This window comes from Nostoc sp. NMS8 (assembly GCF_017115045.1).
GTDB lineage: Bacteria > Cyanobacteriota > Cyanobacteriia > Cyanobacteriales > Nostocaceae > Nostoc.
The window spans coordinates 23,990-44,047 of record NZ_JABXKK010000092.1; the positions used below are offsets into that span (position 1 = coordinate 23,990).

Annotated in this window: 17 protein-coding genes and 1 riboswitch; of the genes, 12 read left to right on the forward strand and 5 right to left on the reverse strand. The window is 42.2% G+C overall.

The window, feature by feature from the left end:
* Positions 1-34: 34 nt before the first annotated feature.
* The 3 genes from HWQ39_RS20015 to HWQ39_RS20025 all read left to right on the forward strand — a co-directional run bounded on the left by HWQ39_RS20015 (position 35) and on the right by HWQ39_RS20025 (position 1,909).
* Entirely contained in the window at positions 35-427 is a 393-nt protein-coding gene (locus HWQ39_RS20015; protein WP_292848850.1) for a transposase, read from the forward strand.
* Positions 385-981 (forward strand): IS630 family transposase, encoded by a 597-nt coding sequence (locus HWQ39_RS20020; protein WP_292848852.1) that lies wholly within the window; start codon positions 385-387, stop codon positions 979-981. Before HWQ39_RS20015 ends, HWQ39_RS20020 begins: the two co-directional genes overlap by 43 nt.
* Before the next feature lie 73 nt (positions 982-1,054).
* Positions 1,055-1,909: an MFS transporter gene (locus tag HWQ39_RS20025; protein WP_292848854.1), complete on the forward strand. Its 855-nt coding sequence runs from the start codon at positions 1,055-1,057 to the stop codon at positions 1,907-1,909.
* Positions 1,910-1,955: 46 nt separating this feature from the next.
* Here HWQ39_RS20025 and HWQ39_RS20030 read toward each other — a convergent pair whose 3' ends face one another.
* Positions 1,956-4,022 (reverse strand): TrkA family potassium uptake protein, encoded by a 2,067-nt coding sequence (locus HWQ39_RS20030; RefSeq protein WP_292848856.1) that lies wholly within the window; start codon positions 4,020-4,022, stop codon positions 1,956-1,958.
* Between the two features lie 87 nt (positions 4,023-4,109).
* Positions 4,110-4,194, forward strand: a riboswitch (Fluoride riboswitch).
* A 95-nt stretch (positions 4,195-4,289) separates the two neighbouring features.
* Between HWQ39_RS20030 and HWQ39_RS20035 the strand changes: the two genes are divergently transcribed.
* Positions 4,290-5,612: a voltage-gated chloride channel family protein gene (locus tag HWQ39_RS20035; RefSeq protein ID WP_292848858.1), complete on the forward strand. Its 1,323-nt coding sequence runs from the start codon at positions 4,290-4,292 to the stop codon at positions 5,610-5,612.
* 192 nt (positions 5,613-5,804) lie between these two features.
* On the opposite strand, the gene HWQ39_RS20040 is transcribed toward HWQ39_RS20035, so the two are convergent.
* From HWQ39_RS20040 to HWQ39_RS20055, 4 genes are all read right to left on the reverse strand, one after another.
* The gene (locus HWQ39_RS20040) at positions 5,805-6,659 is read right to left on the reverse strand and encodes an oxygenase MpaB family protein (protein WP_292848860.1); all 855 of its coding nucleotides are present in this window, start codon (positions 6,657-6,659) and stop codon (positions 5,805-5,807) included.
* Positions 6,660-6,681: 22 nt separating this feature from the next.
* A complete protein-coding gene (locus HWQ39_RS20045; protein WP_292848862.1) occupies positions 6,682-7,812 on the reverse strand; it encodes a CO2 hydration protein in 1,131 nt (376 codons plus the stop codon).
* Between the two features lie 132 nt (positions 7,813-7,944).
* Positions 7,945-9,450, reverse strand: coding sequence for an NADH-quinone oxidoreductase subunit M (locus tag HWQ39_RS20050; RefSeq protein WP_292848864.1), 1,506 nt, complete (start codon positions 9,448-9,450; stop codon positions 7,945-7,947).
* Between the two features lie 118 nt (positions 9,451-9,568).
* Positions 9,569-11,425, reverse strand: coding sequence for an NAD(P)H-quinone oxidoreductase subunit F (locus HWQ39_RS20055; RefSeq protein ID WP_292848866.1), 1,857 nt, complete (start codon positions 11,423-11,425; stop codon positions 9,569-9,571).
* Positions 11,426-12,083: 658 nt separating this feature from the next.
* Between HWQ39_RS20055 and HWQ39_RS20060 the strand changes: the two genes are divergently transcribed.
* The 8 genes from HWQ39_RS20060 to HWQ39_RS20095 all read left to right on the forward strand — a co-directional run bounded on the left by HWQ39_RS20060 (position 12,084) and on the right by HWQ39_RS20095 (position 20,052).
* On the forward strand, positions 12,084-12,392 hold the full coding sequence (locus HWQ39_RS20060; RefSeq protein ID WP_012410633.1) for a carbon dioxide-concentrating mechanism protein CcmK: 309 nt from the start codon (positions 12,084-12,086) through the stop codon (positions 12,390-12,392).
* A gap of 93 nt (positions 12,393-12,485) precedes the next feature.
* Entirely contained in the window at positions 12,486-12,830 is a 345-nt protein-coding gene (locus HWQ39_RS20065; protein WP_010995041.1) for a carbon dioxide-concentrating mechanism protein CcmK, read from the forward strand.
* Positions 12,831-12,836: 6 nt separating this feature from the next.
* On the forward strand, positions 12,837-13,139 hold the full coding sequence (locus tag HWQ39_RS20070; RefSeq protein WP_094327600.1) for a EutN/CcmL family microcompartment protein: 303 nt from the start codon (positions 12,837-12,839) through the stop codon (positions 13,137-13,139).
* Between the two features lie 102 nt (positions 13,140-13,241).
* Entirely contained in the window at positions 13,242-15,245 is a 2,004-nt protein-coding gene (locus HWQ39_RS20075; RefSeq protein ID WP_292848868.1) for a ribulose bisphosphate carboxylase small subunit, read from the forward strand.
* Between the two features lie 181 nt (positions 15,246-15,426).
* Positions 15,427-16,200, forward strand: coding sequence for a transferase (locus tag HWQ39_RS20080; protein ID WP_292848870.1), 774 nt, complete (start codon positions 15,427-15,429; stop codon positions 16,198-16,200).
* Positions 16,201-16,257: 57 nt separating this feature from the next.
* The gene (locus HWQ39_RS20085; RefSeq protein WP_292848871.1) at positions 16,258-17,046 is read left to right on the forward strand and encodes a BMC domain-containing protein; all 789 of its coding nucleotides are present in this window, start codon (positions 16,258-16,260) and stop codon (positions 17,044-17,046) included.
* A gap of 243 nt (positions 17,047-17,289) precedes the next feature.
* The gene (locus HWQ39_RS20090) at positions 17,290-18,231 is read left to right on the forward strand and encodes a LysR family transcriptional regulator (RefSeq protein ID WP_292848873.1); all 942 of its coding nucleotides are present in this window, start codon (positions 17,290-17,292) and stop codon (positions 18,229-18,231) included.
* 189 nt (positions 18,232-18,420) lie between these two features.
* The gene (locus tag HWQ39_RS20095) at positions 18,421-20,052 is read left to right on the forward strand and encodes a mucoidy inhibitor MuiA family protein (protein WP_292848875.1); all 1,632 of its coding nucleotides are present in this window, start codon (positions 18,421-18,423) and stop codon (positions 20,050-20,052) included.
* Positions 20,053-20,058: the final 6 nt, after the last annotated feature.

The window sequence follows — 20,058 nt, forward strand, 5'->3', positions numbered from 1 at the left end:
AAGGTACACTAGGTTAAAATATAAATACTTTTAAATGAAGTCATACTCTATCGAGCTTCGAGAAAAAATAGTTGCAGCACATCTTCAAAAAAATATCTCAATCAGGAAAGTAGCTAACATATTTTCTGTCTCAAAGAGTTTAGTGCAAAAGCTTGTAAAACAACAAAAACTTGAAGGGAATTTACAACCAAAGCCGCGAGGAAAACCACAATTTAGTCATCTGACAAATGCTGACATAGAGTTAAGAGAATTAGTTGAAGCACATCCAGATGCAACATTGATAGAGTTATGTGAATTATTTGCAGACAAGACTGGTAATTGGGTAGGTCGAAGTGCAATGTGTCGTGCCTTACAGAAATTAGGATTAAATCGTAAAAAAAAACATTGCGGAGTAGTCAAGCAGCAACAGAAAGAGTTCAAAAGCTAAGAGTAGAATATTGGGAACAGGTCAGAGATATAGATCCAGATAACTTAGTATTCCTAGATGAGACAGGGATTTTATTAGGTCTGGCAAGAACTCATGCGCGTTCGCAACAAGGAACAAGAGCTTACGACCAAAAACCATTTTACAGAGGTGCAAAAGTCACAGTAATTGGAGCAATTAGTATTAAAAAAGTAGTGGCGTTAATGACGATGAATAATTCAATGGATAGCCAAGCATTTGATGTATTTATTGAGAAGTTTTTAGCGCCTAATTTAGGGACAGGAGCAGTAGTCGTTATGGATAACTTACCTGCACATAAACTAGTATCAATTGTACCAATGATTGAAGCTGTAGGTGCGAAAGTTATTTGTTTATCCTCATATTCTCCTGATTTTAATCCAATCGAGTTATGGTGGTCACAACTCAAATCTTTTTTACGGAGTTTTGCTCCAACTACAACAGAAATGGTTGATACAGTAATCTCCGTTGCACTCGACTTAATGAATCCTCAATATTTAAAAAACTGGTTTACTAATTGTTGCTATTGTACCTCATAACACCGGGAAGTGCTGTAAAGTGCGCCCAATCCCTTAAGCTTACGCCAAACATACACCCGTTGCGTTGAAGGCTGTGCGGGTACAAGGTATTCGGGTAGCGCCCCGCGATGCCTTAGTTGCCGATTCCACTAACGCAGAGGTACGCGGTGCAGCTTATGGATTGCGTCAATCCCTCGATACTATCGGAGCATTTTTAGGGCCTTTGGCAGCATTTACCTTGATGGCTACTTCCGAAAACAACTTCCGCCTTATTTTTTGGCTAGCACTCATCCCTGGATTCTTCGCAGTGGCTTTATTAACAGTGGGAGTGCGCGAACCAACAAGTGAGACTCAAGAAAACCGAAGCAACCCTCTGCAATGGCAAACTTTACGCAGTTTAGATCAAAGATACTGGGTACTTGTAGCAGTGGCGCTGCTATTCAATTTAGGCAACTTCAGCAATGCTTTTTTATTGCTGCGAGCAGAACAAACAGGCATTTCTGCTTCACTCATACCGTTGACATTAATGGTGATGAACATTGCCTACTCATTCAGTGCCTACCCAATAGAAATACTTTCCGATCGCGTGGGCAAATTTGGGTTACTAGTAGGCGGATTTCTCCTATACGCCCTAGTGTATCTAGGCTTCGCTTTTGTGCAGACACCTTGGCAAGTGTGGGGATTGTTCGCCCTTTATGGTTTGCATTTGGGTATGAGTAAAGGATTGCTGTTGGCACTAGTGGCAAATAGCATACCTGCAAATTTGCGCGGCACTGCTTTTGGATTCTTCAACTTGGCTGTGGGATTAGCGCTTTTACCCGCTAGTTTGCTAGCTGGTGGATTGTGGCAAACATTGGGAGCAGAGGCGACATTTATAACTGGGAGCTTGTTTGCAATCGCTGCTGTCTTATTGCTGGTAATTAATAGAAAAAAATATTTACAAATATAAGTAAGACTTAAAACATCTTTCAAACTCTCGTTATTCTAATGAAATTTTAATCGTCAACAAATAATTTCAATCTGGCTGTAACTCTTAATTTACTGAGCCTTCGCACCAGTAACATAGCTTGTTGTTTATATAATGCTCTTGGTAACTGTGCAGGCAAATTATGCATCAACTCTCTAGCTGTACCAATGTTACATCCTGATATTATGCTTATTTCATTTGCACCATCAAAAATAGCATCTTGAGCTAAAACTTTCTCAACCTGTACTTGCCAATTTCGAGGAAACATTTCACCCCGCTCAATTCGCTGGAGGCTATTGCTATTTGCCAGAACAATCAGGCGATCGCCAATAGAAAGTTGTGTATGATCGGCAGGCATTAACCTAACAGGCGATCGCTTGAGACTTTGGTATAAAATTGGTACCACTCCATAACCATAAGCAATCTCAGCCAATAGTAATCCATTCAATGTATCTCCAGCCTCAATCATGTACTCTACTACCAAAATAGTTTGAGTATCGAAGTGGAACAAGCTGAGAATATTTTCTCCAAAAGCCGCAGCAGCAAATACTTCTGCTGAAATCGCAGAGGTGCAAATGACTTGAGCATAAGGAAATAACCGTGCGACGTTATCACGAAAATATTGGTCGTAAGTCCGAATAATCACACGAGTGTTAGGACTCTTAGCGTATGCCATCAAAGCTATTTCTAGATTCTCCATGTCATCGTCTGTAACGACAACAACACTTTTACTATTAGCAAGATTCACCTTGCCTAGAGCATCAGCAATATTATCAATAATCAGTGGTATTTTGTTGACAAAATCGGCGTTGAGTGATGTGATACTAATACCTACTAAAGGTTGTTTGAATTCTTGTAATAAAGCCGCGACTCGCTGGCCAACTCGATTTAAGCCAATCAGAACAACATGGTCTTTTTGAGGAATTGATGGCTGGTAAGTATTGAAAAAGTGAAATCTTGAACTTAACAGAGAATCAGTTAGCAACGCATATAAAACCCCAACAAAACCTACACCCATTAAAGTTAGTGCGAGGCTAAACAATCGCAACCACCCAGGCATATTTTCCGCTGGTTCTGGTGGTGTTTTAAAATTTACACCGCCAAAAACATCTCCATATCCTCCTAAAAGTAAGATAGCAATAGCATAAAATGCTTCTATTATGTTACTTCCAGGATAATTTAATATATAGATAATTGTTCCAAAACACCAAAGAAAAAGTAATGTAATTCCACAGATAATTGCCACTCGCAAACTCTGATAACGAGAGAATGTTCGCGCTAAATATACCATTTTCTGTTTGAAATTATTCCAAGCTCTGCCTAATACAATTTCTTGCCATAACTGCTGCCAGTTGTATTTATCCACAGTAGCAAGTTGCTTAAAACTTTTAACTTGCTCTGTAACTTCGATATAAATAATCGTATCACCTGGGTGTAATATCGCTTCTGGTTCCCAGTGATGAAATTCTTTAGGCAAGAGAGATAAATCATTAGTGTGATTCAATACCCGACGATATAAGGTATTTAGTTCATGTATATGCCATTTATTACTCCAGTTATCACTCATTTTAATCTGACGCTTTACAACCCGAAATTGGCGTTCCTCCAGTTGGAAATATCCGAGATTATCATCTCCAAGGGCTGCAACAGCAAAGCCAGAAGCAGAAATTTGATTCGGCTCAAAGGCAATAAAATTACCAAGAGTTTGACTTAAAAGTTCATTGAGATTTTGTTTGTCAGAACGTACAACCAGGCGAATTTGAGGATTTAAAAGTCTTGCTGCAAAAGCAGCTTCTATATTTACCCGTTCATTACCAGTAACTAAAAGTACAGTTCGGCACTGAGAAATATTTGCCTGCTCTAAAACACTGGATTGACGGCAATCTCCGATTAATAACTGTTCTAATAAATTTGATAAGTTTGATACCTGCAAATTTTTGGGTTGTTCTTGATCGATAGCATTGACAATAGCACCATACTCTTTCAGTACTGCAACACAATGCTGACCCAAACTTCCTAGCCCACAAACTAAAAACCGATCTAGTTTTGTTTGAGAATCTTTAACAGGCTGATAATTACTTTCTGATGATGGCAATAATACCGCCAATGATACACGTCATTTATATCGTAGAATATCAAAGGTATTGACCGACAGCAAAAATGGTATTATTAAGTTAATTAAATTATTAACGGCGATGGAGCTCGCCAAAACCGCCTTTCCAGGGACATAAACTCTTATCTAGAAGGCTGATGGCTCCTACTTTCCTTGCTTACTGCGGGAGAGTAGGGCTTGGCTAAATGCATCACCTGACTCCCCTGTAGAAAGTATTTGTCTACAAACCGCACTTCAGGGAGTCATGGTATGAAACATTTTCGTCAATTTGAACCGTTTATTGCCTTACCCCACTTAATCAAGTGGTTGCCTATTTCCTTTGTGGTTGGTATTTTTGCTGGAACTGCTTCGGCGGCTCTTTTAGCATCATTAGAATGGGCAACTGATTGGCGGGAATCGCATCAGTGGATTATCGCCTTGCTTCCCCTTGGCGGCTTCTTGAGTGGTTGGATTTATCATCAATTTGGTCGGACTGTAGAAGCTGGAAATAACCTTTTACTCGAAGAAATTCATAACCCCAAAAAGGTTATTCCCTTTCGTATGGCTCCTCTTATTTTACTAGGAACAGACCTCACCCATTTTTTTGGAGGTTCAGCCGGTCGTGAAGGTACAGCATTACAAATGGGTGCTTCTTTGGCAGACCAGTTAACTAAAATCTTGCATTTTCAAGGGGCTAATCGGCAAATTTTGTTAACAGCAGGTATCAGTGGAGGATTCGCTTCTGTTTTTGGTACTCCGTTAGCTGGAACCGTATTTGGTCTAGAGGTTTTAGCCATTGGTAAAATTCATTACGATGCTCTTTTTCCTTCTTTGATTGCTGCGATCGTAGGGAATCAAGTAACCTTACTATTAGGTTTACATCATACCGCATACCGACACGCTCCGTTAATACCGACGCTTACAATTTGGGGACTGATTTCTGCCATTATTGCAGGTGCAATTTTTGGAATAGTTGCAAGATTTTTTGCGAAAGTAACTCACCAAATCAGTCACTTGTTTAAAGCAAAGATATCTTATCCTCCAATGCGTCCTTTAATAGGCGGTGCGATTATCGCAATAATTGTTGGATTGAGTGGAACAACCAAGTATATTGGGCTTGGTATTCCAACTATCGTTGATTCCTTCTACAATCAGCTACCTCCTTGGGATTTTGCAGCAAAATTGGGTTTGACTGCTTTAACTCTAGGAGCAGGTTTTAAGGGTGGAGAAGTGACACCTTTGTTTTTTATTGGTGCAACTTTAGGTAATGCTTTATCGCTGCTTTTAGCATTACCTGCACCGCTGTTAGCAGGAATGGGATTTGTGGGTGTATTTGCGGGTGCAGCAAATACACCTTTGGCATCTACTTTAATGGGAATTGAACTATTTGGTCTGGAATCGGGAATATTTATTGCTATTGGCTGTGTAGTCAGCTATTTATTTTCAGGACATTCTGGAATTTACTCGGCACAGCGTATTGGGTTGAGTAAATACTCTGCTGTATATTTAGAAGAAGGGATAACTTTGGCAAATTACGGACGAAAAAAAGTTGAGCCAAAAATTGATTTACCTGATGATGGCGAAGAACTATGAGTCCTAATAATGATTATGGGTTTATGTCTCCTGGTTTATAGAATGACCCTTCTCGTGTTGAACGAGTTGAAAGACTCACTAGTTCGCATAGAAGCGTGTTGGTTGGTGAGGAAAGAGTCGATGCTTGACTGCTCAATTGCGTAGACACGAAGTGGCTTGTCGTTAGACATAGCTAGGTATCGAACCAGAAGCCTAGATTTTTGGATGAAGTGGCCCCACATTTGCAATTTCATAGCCAGTGGGATAGCTGGGGATAGGAGAGTCAATATAAAAATTAGGGTGATTCCGAGGTGGGAATAACCGGATTAATTTAGCTCGGATTCTTAGTAGACTCACCATAGCCGATCGCAACAATGGCGAGGGATAGGGAAAACCAAAGGCATCAAGCATTGTCTCATCCAGTAAAGCGTAGATACCTGGTTTAATGGAAGAACGCATCCACGAAGGAAACCAACTCAAAAATAAATCGCGTGTAGCTTCCCCAACTCGACAATTTGTATCTGAATAGCGAAATTTTTGGCGTTCGTAGTCAAGGTTATAGCGCTCGAATTCTTCGTAGGTTTCAGGGATATTCTGAATTTGCATTTGCTTACCTACTTCTCGCCAGAAGTAAAAAGACGCTAATTTTTCTTGTTTGCACATTAGCCGCCAACCAAACCGCGCATTCCAACGGATAGGCTCGAAAATGAAGGTTGAAAGTACATACAGGAAATCACCGTTGTCAATCTTGAAGCGTCCGTGGAGTGCATTCATGCGTTGCAGGGCTTGTTTGCCGCGATCGCTATCATAACCCCACTTAATCATCTCTCCAACAATTATTGACGTATCATCGTAGCGTTTTTGCGGACAATGGGTAAATTCTCCTGTATGATTCAGCAATTTAGAAATACTAGGAACGCAATAAGTTCTCATCAAAGCAACTTCGAGCGATCGCGTCATATCCCAAGAAAACTCATAGCCATTCATCAAGTTATAAATCTGGCAATGAGCTTGTACTGGGTCAAGTTGCTGAATTACATGAAGGTTTTTATAGCGATTGAAAAGCATATAAATTATCTTGGTATTCAATTCATTTATTCACATCCAGCAACCGTGAAGTTTGTAACCGACTCATCCACTTATCTAAATAAACTCGATTAACTTTTTGCTCATTTGGATCTTTAGTATCCAAAGGATGAGGCATCAGTCCCAAAATGGTTGCTGTCGTCACGCAAAACATCGATTTTTGGAAACTTATGCAAATTTGGACTCGCAAATCATCTTCACCCCGGAGACTACGACGATAAATTTCGTGCAGATACTCTGGAAGATAATGACGCATATCCTGCATCAATAAGGTGGGAGGAATACCCGCGCCACCAATGGGTAAAGGATCTGCATACAATGCGCCATATTGAAATAGAGTTTGATCTGGGGGAATTTGATATCCTTGGGCGTTGTATGAAACTGTCCCGTGGAAAGGAGTTCCTCGGAAGAATACTGCTTCTACATAAGGGATGGCTGTATCTGCTAAGAAAGTTAAACCAACGCTTTTGGGAATGATTTCATAGGCTTCATTCCGAATTTTGACTGTGTAGGTAATTGGGTTTGATGCATTTGCCACTAACCCAGCTTTAATGTGTTCTACAACTTGGGGAATCGATTTGATTTTGCCTCGATCGTAGAGGTCTGATAAGCTGAGGAAGATATCAGCCATGACTCGCCAGAATTGACCTAAACCTGTGTAGTAAGCAGAGACGCGCAAGTGTTCCGTTAAGAAATCTGGAAACAGTTGGTTTATACTCGGAATGAAGGGATTATTTTTAAATTTTGCGGCAATAACGGCTTGCGCTCTTTCTTGAAATTCTGGTGTATCTAAATACGTATCTAGTCCGCCGCCACCGTGCCACATCATGGCTTTCATGCAATACTCAGCATATTCAAAATTAATTCGGTTATGCCACCAGTGACGGAGTAATTTCTGCAAAGAAATCTTTCCATTAAAGTATTTAAAAAATGGGAAAAATACTAAAAACTGATACTCGGCAATGTAATTAAGATTTTTTGAGTAGGCATCTAAAACTACGCCATAGCTTTTAAGAATACCAACAACTTCCAGTACATTTTCTGGACTATCGGGGAGTAATGCATCTCCTTTTTGCAGACGTTCAATATACTCAGCTAAGGGATTGTGAGTTGCTTTTTTTTTAATAGTTACCATTGCCATCTCTCCGAAAAGTTTAGGGATTGGGGATTGGGTACTGGGGATTGGGTACTGGGGATTGGGTACTGGGGATTGGATATTATGTATTAAAAAAATCTTCCATAGTCCCTAGTCTTCAGTCCCCAGTCCCTAATCCCTACTTCCCATTGCCTTATCCAAGGACACTGCTACTACTACGTTTTGACTATTCACCATTGCTGTAATTGTTGGTTCAGTCCAGCGCACCAACCAAGCAGGTTGAATGCCAAAAATCACAATCAGCACAGCTAAAATTACCGCTGGGATGCGATCGCTCCAATACACTCGTGGTAAGTTGGTAACTTGTGCAGACAAGCGACCAAAAAAGGCGCGGTTGACAAGAATTAAGAAGTAAACTGCTGTTAAACCAGTACCAAGCATACATAACAGGGTTTGTACCGGAAAAACTGGAAAACTTCCCCGATAAACTACAAATTCGGAAATAAACCCTATCATTCCCGGTATACCAGCGCTGGCCATAACTCCGACAATCATCAAGCTACCGATTACTGGCATACCCCGTTCTGGGTTCAGCAATCCTTGAATAATTTCTAAATCGCGGCTTCCGGCTTTTTTATACACAACCCCTACTAGCAAAAACAGCATTGCTGAAATCAAGCCGTGGCTAATCATTTGCATTACAGCACCCAACACACTTAAAGGTGTGGCTGCTGCTGCTGCTAACAGCACGTAACCCATGTGTCCAATGGAGCTGTATGCTACCATTTTTTTCATATCGGTTTGAGCGATCGCGCAGGATGAACCATACAGCACACTTATCACCGCCCAAGTCGCTAACCAAGGAGCCACATAAGCCCAAGCTTCTGGTAACAGGTTCATGCCAAACCGCAGTAAGCCGTAAGTTCCCAACTTCAACAGCACCCCAGCCAACAGTACGGAAATCGGTGTGGAAGCTTCAACGTGAGCATCTGGCAACCAAGTATGAAAGGGAACCAAGGGAATTTTAATCCCAAAACCGATCAAAATTCCCGCTAGCAATAAAAGTTGTGTTGCTAGAGGTAAAGTTGTCGCGTTCAAGGTTGCTAGTGCAAAGTTAGAGGAACCACTCAGCCAAACCATGCCGAGGAAACTTGCTAAAATCAGGATTCCCGAAACGGCTGTATAAATCAGAAATTTAGTTGCAGCATAACCCCGTTTCGCGCCACCCCAAATAGCTATCAACAAGTACAGCGGAATTAGTTCCAATTCGTAAAACAGGAAAAATAGCAGTAAATCGTGTGCCAGAAAGGCTCCTGTCACCCCAGCGCTTAATAATAGGATCAAAGAGTAATAAAATTTCGGACGCTGTAGGGATTCATCGCTGCTGTAGATGGCAATGGCAGTTAACAATCCATTCAAAACCAACAATGGCAAAGATAAACCATCTATCCCAAGGTTATAATTCAACCCTAAAGCATCTATCCAAGGGAGAGACTCAGCAAACTGTTGAGTGATTTCTCCTGGATGAAACTGGATTGCTAGTACGATTGTCCACAAGAAAGCGATAATCGCAAAGACCAAAGCGACCCCACGGGCGAATTTCCCACTGACGCCAGAGGGCGAGAAACCAATTAAACCTGCACCGATTAACGGCACTAGAATTAAAACACTAAGCATAAGTAGGTATGGAATGGGGACTGGGGAACTCGGGGCCCCCTCTGGGGATTAGGGGCAATGCGGACTGGGAAAAAACTCTTACCCAATCACAAATGACAAATGACCAATGACAATATCTTCAAAAAGGTAATTTATCTAGTAAACCCAACGACCAGCTGATGAAAAAACCCAGGACGCTGACGACTGCTAGGATGGTCAACATATAGCCCTGAGATTGTCCAGAAATACTGTACTTTAAAGTTTGTCCGCCGAAAATTGTTGCAAACCCAACCAAGTTTACAAAACCATCAACCAAGTAGCGATCGCTCCAAGCAGAAATTTTAGATAGCAGTGCGACTGCGCTTACCACCGTTACAAAATAAACTCGGTCAATATAAAAATCATAACCTAACAAGTCTTGCACAAATCTCCACGCCAAGATTCTGGATCGTGACCAAGCTTTGTGCAGATGAACTGTACACCCTACACCTACTCCCACCACGGTAGAACTAAATAACGCTAACGCCACATACCAATTAATACTTTCCCAATCGGGTAGCAAGTACCATTGCTGTAACATCAGAGGTAGAAGCAGAGTCAGCACTGTCAGAATTACCATTGGTAGCGCCATTTGCCAACCCACTTCTGGGGTGCGACGGGTTTTTTGTTGCGGTTTACCCCAAAATACTAATCTAAATACTCTGGTCAAGTTTAATGCTGTTAAACCATTAACTAATATTAAAACCCCAATTACCCAAGGGCTAATACTTACGAAACCGTCAGCCCATGCTAACATTGCCCAGAAGCTTCCTAGTGGTAGTAGTGTTACCATCCCAGCTGAACCGACTACAAAGGCAGTAGTGGTGGCTGGCATCCGTGACCACAAACCGCCCATTTCTGTTAAATCTTGGCTTTGGGTAGTCAAGATGACTGAACCAGAACTCATAAATAATAATGCTTTGGCGATCGCATGAGTTAACAGCAACATCAAGGCTACACCCCCTTGCTGCAACCCTACCGCCAAAAATGCTAACCCCATGTATGCACTGGTGGAATGAGATAGCGATCGCTTAATGTCAATTTGAGCTATAGATACTAATGTGGCTCCAATCGCCGTTACCGTCCCCATGACTACCAAGGCATTTAAGGCAACTGGCGACAGGGCTAACAATGGTTGAAATTTATACAGTAAATAAGCACCACCAGCTACTACCAGCGAGTTCCGCATTACCGAAGCGGGATTTGGCCCTTCCATTGCCTCATCTAACCACAGGTGCAGGGGAAATTGGGCACATTTACCAGCAGGCCCAGCAATTAACGCCAACCCTAGTAATGTCGATGTAATTGGGCTTAAATTAGCTGTTTGCGCCCATTCATATAAATTTGAAAAGTTCAAACTCCCGGCTAAGGTAGAAAGTGTTACTACAGCCATCAGTAGCAACAAGTCTCCCACCCGTTTAGTCCAAAACGCATCCCGCGCCGCCGTCACTACTAACGGTTGAGCATACCAGAACCCCACCAGCAAGTAAGTTGAAAGGGTCAACACTTCCAAAAGGGCATAGCTGAGAAACAAAGAATCACTGATTGCTAAGCTAGTCAACGCTGCTTCAAAAAATCCCAGCAGCGCAAAAAAACGCGCCAACGACCAGTCTTTTTCCATATAACCCAGAGCGTAAACTTGTGCCAGTAAGCTTAACCCTGTAATTAAAACTGTTGCCCCAATACTAACTGGTGACAGTTCCAAGGCAAAAGATAAATCTAAATCCGCAACTTTGAACCAATTCACCAGTAAAGTTTCTGGTTCTCTATACCAGATACTTTTAAATACAAACAGGCTATGGATAAAAGCTAAAACGGTCGTCAACAAATTGATATATGCCGCAGGTCTTGGCCCTGTTCGCCTAATTATTCCTATTCCCCACGGCAAGGTCAAAATTGCGCCCAATAAGCTATAAAAAGGCACAAACCAACTTGTTGAAAATAGAAATTGTTCCATTTAAATTTTCCTTGACGACTTAGCCTTGATTTTAAAAAAGCTCTAAAACAATTATTTATTTAATAAAATTAATTTACCAAAATATCGATGTTTTTTTAATATTGCTTCAGCTACATTCTAGCGAGTACTTTTACCTAGCTTTACCCTATTTAACATAAGTAAAATATAACTTCACATAAGCAAAAGCATTTACTTGCCTTAACATCACCGACCTTTTTACATTTGTATTTCTATTTTAACCAAAGTACTTTATACAATATATTTGAAAAAGTTATATATTTTTTACCTAGTCATTCTAGATGTAGCAATCTTTAACAAAAGATAGATGCAGCAAAAGTTACAGCCGATGTTTCTCCCTCAACAGATCGGATTAGCCTTGGTTATGAATGTCGTTTTGTCAATGTAATAAAGAAATTATAAAGCATAAGTGGCCTCTCTAGGAATTAGTGAACTTTAATCGCCTAGAAGGACAGATAACTTTTTGTTAAGTTTTTTAAAACTTTCTTATCATAAACTATTATAGTAATTTATATTGCCAGGGACGCCAAGTTTTCCTATGCTTAATTTGGAAGTGTTTTCTTAGCTGTAAGATAAACCTCTCCCCGTCAAAAATTTCAAACAACAGTACCGATCTGATTCATTTTGTAGGAGTTCTGCGATGCCAATTGCAGTTGGGATGATTGAAACGAAAGGCTTTCCAGCAGTTGTAGAAGCTGCTGATGCGATGGTGAAAGCCGCCCGTGTAACTTTAGTGGGCTATGAAAAAATTGGTAGCGCTCGTGTCACCGTCATAGTTAGGGGAGATGTATCGGAAGTTCAAGCTTCTGTAGCAGCTGGGGTTGAAGCGGCGAAAAGAGTCTTCGGTGGTGAAGTGTTATCCACTCACATCATTGCTCGTCCTCACGAAAACCTGGAATACGTATTGCCGATACGTTACACAGAGGCGGTAGAACAATTCCGTACTTAAAAGCTGTTTAAACAAAGTAATTAACGCTCTTTACCTGATTGAGCATCACTTTTGTTGTCCAAGACTAAAAACTTTAAATAGGGATTAAAACTAATGTCAATTGCAGTGGGAATGGTTGAAACGCTAGGCTTTCCAGCAGTGGTAGAAGCTGCTGACGCAATGGTGAAAGCGGCTCGCGTTACTTTAGTAGGTTATGAAAAAATTGGTAGTGGTCGGGTAACGGTAATTGTTCGGGGTGACGTTTCCGAAGTTCAAGCATCTGTAGCCGCAGGAGTTGAATCTGTAAAGCGAGTCAATGGCGGACAAGTACTGTCTACTCACATCATTGCTCGTCCTCACGAAAACTTAGAATACGTTCTACCAATTCGTTATACCGAAGATGTAGAGCAGTTCCGGGAAAATGTGAATGCAATTCGTCCTTTCGGTAGAAGACCGTAATTTGTAATGCAAATTGCCAAAGTTCGCGGCACAGTAGTTAGCACCCAAAAAGATCCAACTCTTAGAGGTGTGAAACTACTGTTGTTACAATTAGTAGATGAAAACGGCAATATCCTACCAGAGTATGAAGTAGCAGCAGATATTGTGGGAGCAGGAGTAGATGAGTGGGTACTCATCACTCGTGGTAGTGCCGCTCGTCAAGTTGTTGGCAATGAACAGCGTCCATTGGATGCAGCAGTGGTGGCGATCATAGATACTATTTACGTTGAAGATCGCCTAATTTACAGCAAAAAAGATCAATATCGATAGTCAACAGTTAGAAAAGTTAGGAGTTAAGAGTGAGGAGTGAGGAGTTAAAACTCATAACTCATAACTCATAACTCGTAACTTAATTTCAGGAGGAATCTCGCGATGGCAGTCCGCAGCACGGCGGCACCCCCAACCCCGTGGTCAAGGAATTTAGCTGAACCCAAAGTCCATGAAACTGCCTTTGTACATTCATTCTCCAATCTGATTGGGGATGTACGAATAGGTGCAAATGTAATCGTTGCTCCGGGGACTACGATTAGAGCGGATGAAGGTACACCCTTTTATCTTGGTGAAAATACCAATATTCAAGATGGTGTTGTCATTCATGGGTTGGCGGAAGGCCGAGTAGTTGGTGATGACCAAAATAAATACTCAGTATGGATTGGTAAAAACGCTTGCATTACCCACATGGCTCTAATTCACGGGCCAGCTTATGTAGGGGATAGTTCCTTCATTGGCTTTCGCTCGACGGTGTTTAATGCCAGAGTGGGTGCAGGTTGCATCGTGATGATGCACGCTTTAATTCAAGACGTAGAGATTCCCGCCGGTAAGTATGTACCTTCGGGAGCGATAATTACCAGCCAGCAGCAAGCTGACCGCTTGCCAGATGTGCAAGATCAAGATAAGGAATTTGCTCATCATGTGGTTGGGATTAATCAGGCATTACGAGCGGGTTATCTCTGTGCTGCGGATAGCAAATGTATAGCACCCATTCGGGATGAGAACGCTAAATTTTATACAGGTAATGGTATTACTGTTTTAGAGTTGGAAAGGAGTAGTGAAGTGGCGAGCAATAGCTTGGGTGCAGAAACAATAGATCAGTTGCGGTATCTATTACAGCAGGGTTATAAAATTGGTACGGAACACGTAGACCAAAGACGATTCCGCACGGGTTCTTGGACTAGTTGTCAACCAATTGAACCGAGATCGATCGGTGAAGCGATCGCAGCCTTAGAAAGCTGTCTAAATGACCATAGCGGCGAGTATGTCCGCCTGTTTGGCATTGACAAAGGTAGACGGCGTGTGCTAGAGAGCATCATCCAACGTCCAGATGGTGATGCGAAACCAGCTACCAGTTTTAAAGCTCCAACTAGTAGCCATAGCAATGGCAGCTACAGCAGCAGTAATGGTAACGGTAATGGCTCTAGCAGTGCCAAAATTAGTGGCGAAACTCTAGATCAAATCCGCCAACTGTTGGCAAGTGGTTACAAAATTGGCGTAGAACACGTAGATGAGCGGCGCTTCCGCACTGGTTCCTGGACTAGTTGCAAGCCAATAGAAGCAACTTCCACAGATCAAGTCATCTCCGCCTTAGAAGAATGTATCGCCAGCCATCCAGGCGAATATGTGCGTTTAATCGGTATTGATACCAAAGCCAAACGGCGGGTATTAGAAAGTATTATCCAACGTCCAAACGGTCAAGTAGCCTCCTCTGGTAGTCAGAAATTATTTAATACCAGTGCTAGCTCTACTACAGCAACAGCTACCAGTACCCACTTAAGTACAGAAGTAGTAGACCAACTCCGTCATTTATTGGCTGGCGGCTCTAAAATTAGCCTTGAACACGTAGATGAGCGCCGCTTCCGTACAGGTTCCTGGACTAGTACAGGTCAAATTCAAGCCTCCTCAGAAAGAGAAGCGATCGCAGCCGTAGAAGGACAACTCGGCGAATATCCAGGAGAATATGTACGCTTAATTGGTATTGACCCTAAAGCCAAACGGCGGGTATTAGAGACTATTATCCAACGTCCAAACGGTCAAGTAGCCTCCTCTGGCAGTCAGAAATCATTTACCACTAGTACAGCAGCATCTTCTGCAAAATCAACAGCTACCGCTACCGCTACCCGCTTGAGTACTGAAGTAGTAGAACAACTCCGGCAACTATTAGCTGGTGGGTATAAAATCAGTGTTGAGCATGTAGATCAACGGCGATTCCGTACAGGTTCCTGGACTAGTACAGGTCAAATTCAAGCCTCCTCAGAAAGAGAAGCGATCGCAGCCGTAGAAGGACAACTCGGCGAATATCCAGGGGAATATGTACGCTTAATTGGTGTTGACCCCAAGGCCAAGCGTCGAGTATTAGAAACGATTATTCAAAGACCATAGCAGTAATGAGTGCTGAGTTAAAAGTGCTGTTAGCGGATAGCTAGGGTTTAGCCCGTGCTGAGTTAACACTTTAAAGACACCAGTTAAACCAGCTGTAAGCTCAGATTTTAGAACATACTAATTACTCAGCACTCAGCACTCAGTACTCAGCACTACACCTGCTTCCGAGGTTAAAATTTCCATGTCTGTGCCGCCACTGCGCCTCAGCAATAACTTTGATTCTTACATTAGTGGTGAGGTGACTATTCATCCAAGCGCGGTACTTGCACCTGGGGTGATCCTCCAAGCGGCTGGAAATAGCAAGATCATCATTGGGCCAGGGGTCTGCATTGGTATGGGAGCAATTCTCCAAGTCCATGAAGGCACTCTAGAGGTAGAAGCAGGTGCAAACCTGGGAGCCGGTTTTTTGATGGTTGGCAAGGGCAAAATTGGAGCAAATGCTTGTATTGGTTCAGCAACAACAGTTTTTAACTCTTCGGTTGAACCTGAACAAGTAGTACCACCTGGTTCAATTTTAGGAGACACCAGTCGGCAGATTAGCCAAATCAAGGAACCAGAACCATCTACAAATAACCCTACTTCTACAAATGCAGTACCACCGAAGGAAGAGGAAAATGGCTCAGGTGAGGTTAAGGAAAAGGTAATTTCCTCTACTAACTTCTCAGCTGCGGCTTTTGTAGATTTCAAACAAAACAAGTCGATTTCTTATTTTAAATCTCCCGCCACTCCCGAAAGTCAGTCTCCTCCCGTGGAGGAACCTGCCAATGATGCTAACTCCACCTTGGAGTCAGCCGCCCAAGAGTCTACAGAATATCATTCAGACCCCAGTCAGCCAACTACAGAATCTCCTAATGGTTTCGGGACTCAAATTTATGGACAAGGGAGCATCAGCAGACTGTTGACTACATTGTTTCCTCATAGACAATCCTTGAGCAACCCCAACTCTGACGATTAGTTCGAGTAAGTGTTAATTGTAAGGTGTCGGCTTTTTCCGTATTTTGGAGAATTCATCATGGAAACATACAATCAACGGTCTACTCGCACCACCCAAGGGGCGAGTAGTCAAGAAACCTTTCAAGATACCGCCTTAGGTTTAGTTTCTACCCGCAGCTTTCCCGCGATCGTGGGGACAGCGGATATGATGCTGAAATCGGCGGGAGTTCACCTGGTTGGGTATGAAAAAACTGGTAGTGGTCATTGTACTGCGATCGTCCGGGGTGGAATTGCTGACGTGCGTCTAGCAGTAGAATCAGGCGTGCAAACAGCTGAACAGTTTGGTCAGTTGGTTTCTAGTTTGGTGATTCCCCGACCTTATCCCAACCTAGATATAGTGCTTCCCATCACAACCCGTTTCACTAAATTGATGCAAGAGGGCAATTATAGCCGTCTGAGTAATCAAGCAATTGGTTTGGTAGAAACGCGAGGATTTCCCGCAATGGTAGGAGCGTGTGATGCCATGCTCAAAGCTGCTGATGTTCATTTAGCAGCTTATGAAAAAATTGGTGCGGGTTTGTGTACAGCGATTATTCGTGGTTCCGTAGCAAATGTGGCGGTAGCAGTGGAAGCGGGAATGTTTGAAGCAGAACGTATTGGGGAATTGAATGCTGTGATGGTAATTCCTCGACCCCTTGATGAAATGGAGTTAACCTTGCCATTGGCAAGCTGCTGGATAGAAGAACGGGAACCGTTAAACTTGCCAGTGAATATTAAAGAACAAGTTGCCGAAATCGAAGTATTAAGATTACCAGACTTAACCAAGCTACCGACAAAAGTTGCAGAAGAATTATGGAATGATGAATGATGATAGATGAATTTTTAAAAATCCTTATTCATCATTCATCAGGAGATGGAAGGCATCTTACGCTTTAGCTGTTCTGATAATACCTTCTTGAATCCATAAATAAAATACCATTATTTTAATATAAACAATAGAGTTTTATCTATGATAAAACTCGTAACTTTCTATGAGCATCACTACATCATTTGCCAGTGTTCAGCAATACTAGTTTTATATCTATTAATCGCTATATACAGGAGAATCACCTTGAACCAAGCGACGCTGCACCAGTTAAAGGTGTTCGAGGCGGCGGCACGGCACAGTAGCTTTACTCGTGCTGCTGAGGAATTGTTTCTCACCCAACCTACTGTTTCTATGCAAATCAAGCAACTTACAAAAACGGTAGGGCTGCCATTATTTGAGCAAGTAGGGAAGCGATTGTATCTGACGGAAGCCGGACGGGAGTTATTTGCCACTTGTCGGCAGATTTTTCACAATATAGCCCAGTATGAAATGAAGGTGGCAGATTTAAAAGGGCTTAAACAGGGACAATTACGCTTGGCAGTGATTACAACAGCAAAATATTTTATCCCACGTTTGTTAGGGCCGTTTTGCGAACTTTATCCAGGGATTGATATCTCGCTACAAGTAACAAATCACGAACAAATTTTAGAACGGATGAGTCAGAATTTGGATGACTTATATATTATGAGTCAAATTCCAGACAATATAGATGTGACTTGTGAACCATTTTTAGAAAACCCTTTGATCGTATTTGCACCAACTAATCATCCGTTATCCAAAGAAAAAAATATTCCTATCCAACGCCTGTCTCACGAACCTTTTATTATGCGGGAACCTGGTTCAGGAACACGCCGCGCCGTCCAAAAGCTATTTGAAGAACAAGCGGTAACGGTAAAAGTCAAGCTAGAGTTGGGAAGTAATGAAGCAATTAAACAAGCGATCGCAGGTGGTTTAGGTATTTCTGTTTTATCTCGTCATACCTTACTATCCGACACTTCAGAGTTTAGCATTTTAGATGTACAACACTTCCCTATTCAGCGACATTGGTACATGGTTTACCCATCTGGCAAGCAGCTCTCTATCGTAGCTCGTGCCTATTATGAGTATCTACTAACTGCCGCAAAGAATTTTGTCGAGCAAAATGCTGATACTACTTCTAGTACGCTCGAACCAATTCATGGGTAAAATAATTCGTAATGACGCTCTCTACGAGACGCTAAAAGCGTAGCTTGCTTCTCTGAAAGAGTACGCGGACTCGCTACCGCTGCGCTAACGTAATTATGAATTACGAATTACCTAAAGGGGGTTGACTCTTAGACCGGGAAACATTGACAATTAACCAGCAGAATCATTAAAAATGGGGGAAAACTGGCAATGGTTAACCCGGAATTGCCGTCTTGGCGCAAAACAGTACAAAGCGAGATTGTAGCTGTTACCGTGTATGCTGACAGAGCATTGGTTACACGGCGTAGTATAGTTAATTTAACAGGAATTGAACAGGAATTAGTAATTACCCCAGTGCCAATGACTCTAGAAACTGAGTCTGTCAGGGTTAGCGGTACAGGTACGGTAGGGGTGCGCTTGCTGGGAGTTAGTAGCGATCGCATTTACACTACTGAACCAATAGCAGAACGAGTAGCGCATTTAACAAGGCAAATTCAGCAATTAGAAGCAGAAAAACGCCATCTGCAAGCTCAGGTGGATGCTTTAGCATTGCAATCTAGTTTTATCGCCGGCTTACGTGAAAAAACAGAAGAACCCTTTTCCCAGAGTTTGTCGCGGAAAAATCTCAGCCTCAGCGAAACTTTGGATTTTCTAAACTTTCTCGGAAGCCAGTATAGTGAATATGCGATCGCATCTGGAGAGTGCAAAACCCAACAGCAGGAATTAGACAAACAACTGCAAGCACTCCACACCTCATTGCAAAAAATCCAAACACCTCATCCGAAAGAGAGTTTTAGCTTAGTTGTCGCAGTCGAAGTAGCAGGCGAAGGCGAATTTGAATTAGAGGTATCCTACATAGTAAATCGCGCTAGCTGGAATCCGCTTTATGACTTGCGCTTTAGCACCACCAGCGATATTGTACATCTGAGCTACCTTGCAGAAATCACCCAAAGCACTGGCGAAGATTGGATTGGTGCAAATCTCACCCTTTCTACCGCTAAACCAGGATTAGGTACACTCCCACCGAAACTTGAACCCTGGTATATTGATGCGCCACGTCCCCAAATGTTACGACGACGACAATTTGCTACCCAGCCACCACTGCTGCCTAGCATAGCAGATCCGCCTGCTTCTGCCGCCAGAACAGATTGGCAAGAACAAGACGAAGTTGCCGAGGATAATCTCATTCCAGCCGAAACCGTTATAGCAGAAGTATCCAAACAAGGGAGTGTAGTTACCTTTAAACTGAATGGTGGTGGTAACATTCCTAGTGATGGCGCACCCCATAAAACTACTATTTTCAACGATGATTATCCTTGTAGCTTCGATTATGTAGCAATGCCACGCTTGGTAAGCTTTGCCTATCTACAAGCGAATGTGAAAAATAATCCCAACGGTGCAACTTTGTTACCAGGTAAAGCGAATATTTTCCGCGATAACGTTTTTGTCGGCACTACTGGGTTAGACAATATTGCACCAGGGCAAGAATTCAAACTGAATTTAGGAATTGATGAAGGTTTAAAAATAGAGCGCGACTTAGTTGAGCGTTTGGTAGATAAAAGATTAATTAGTAGCCAGCGCCGGATTACTTACAGTTATCGGTTGATCATTACTAACTTACTCGACAAAGAACTAAATCTGAAATTAACTGAACAATTACCAGTTAGCCGCAACGAGCAAATTAAAGTGCGTCTTAGCCGCAGTAACCCACAAATTCAACTTGGTGAAATGGGAATTTTAGAGTGGCTATTAACTCTTCCACCCCAAGAGCGGCGAGAAATATATTACCAGTTTAATGTTGAACATCCGCCTGATTTAATGGTAGTTGGGTTAGATATTTAGGGAATC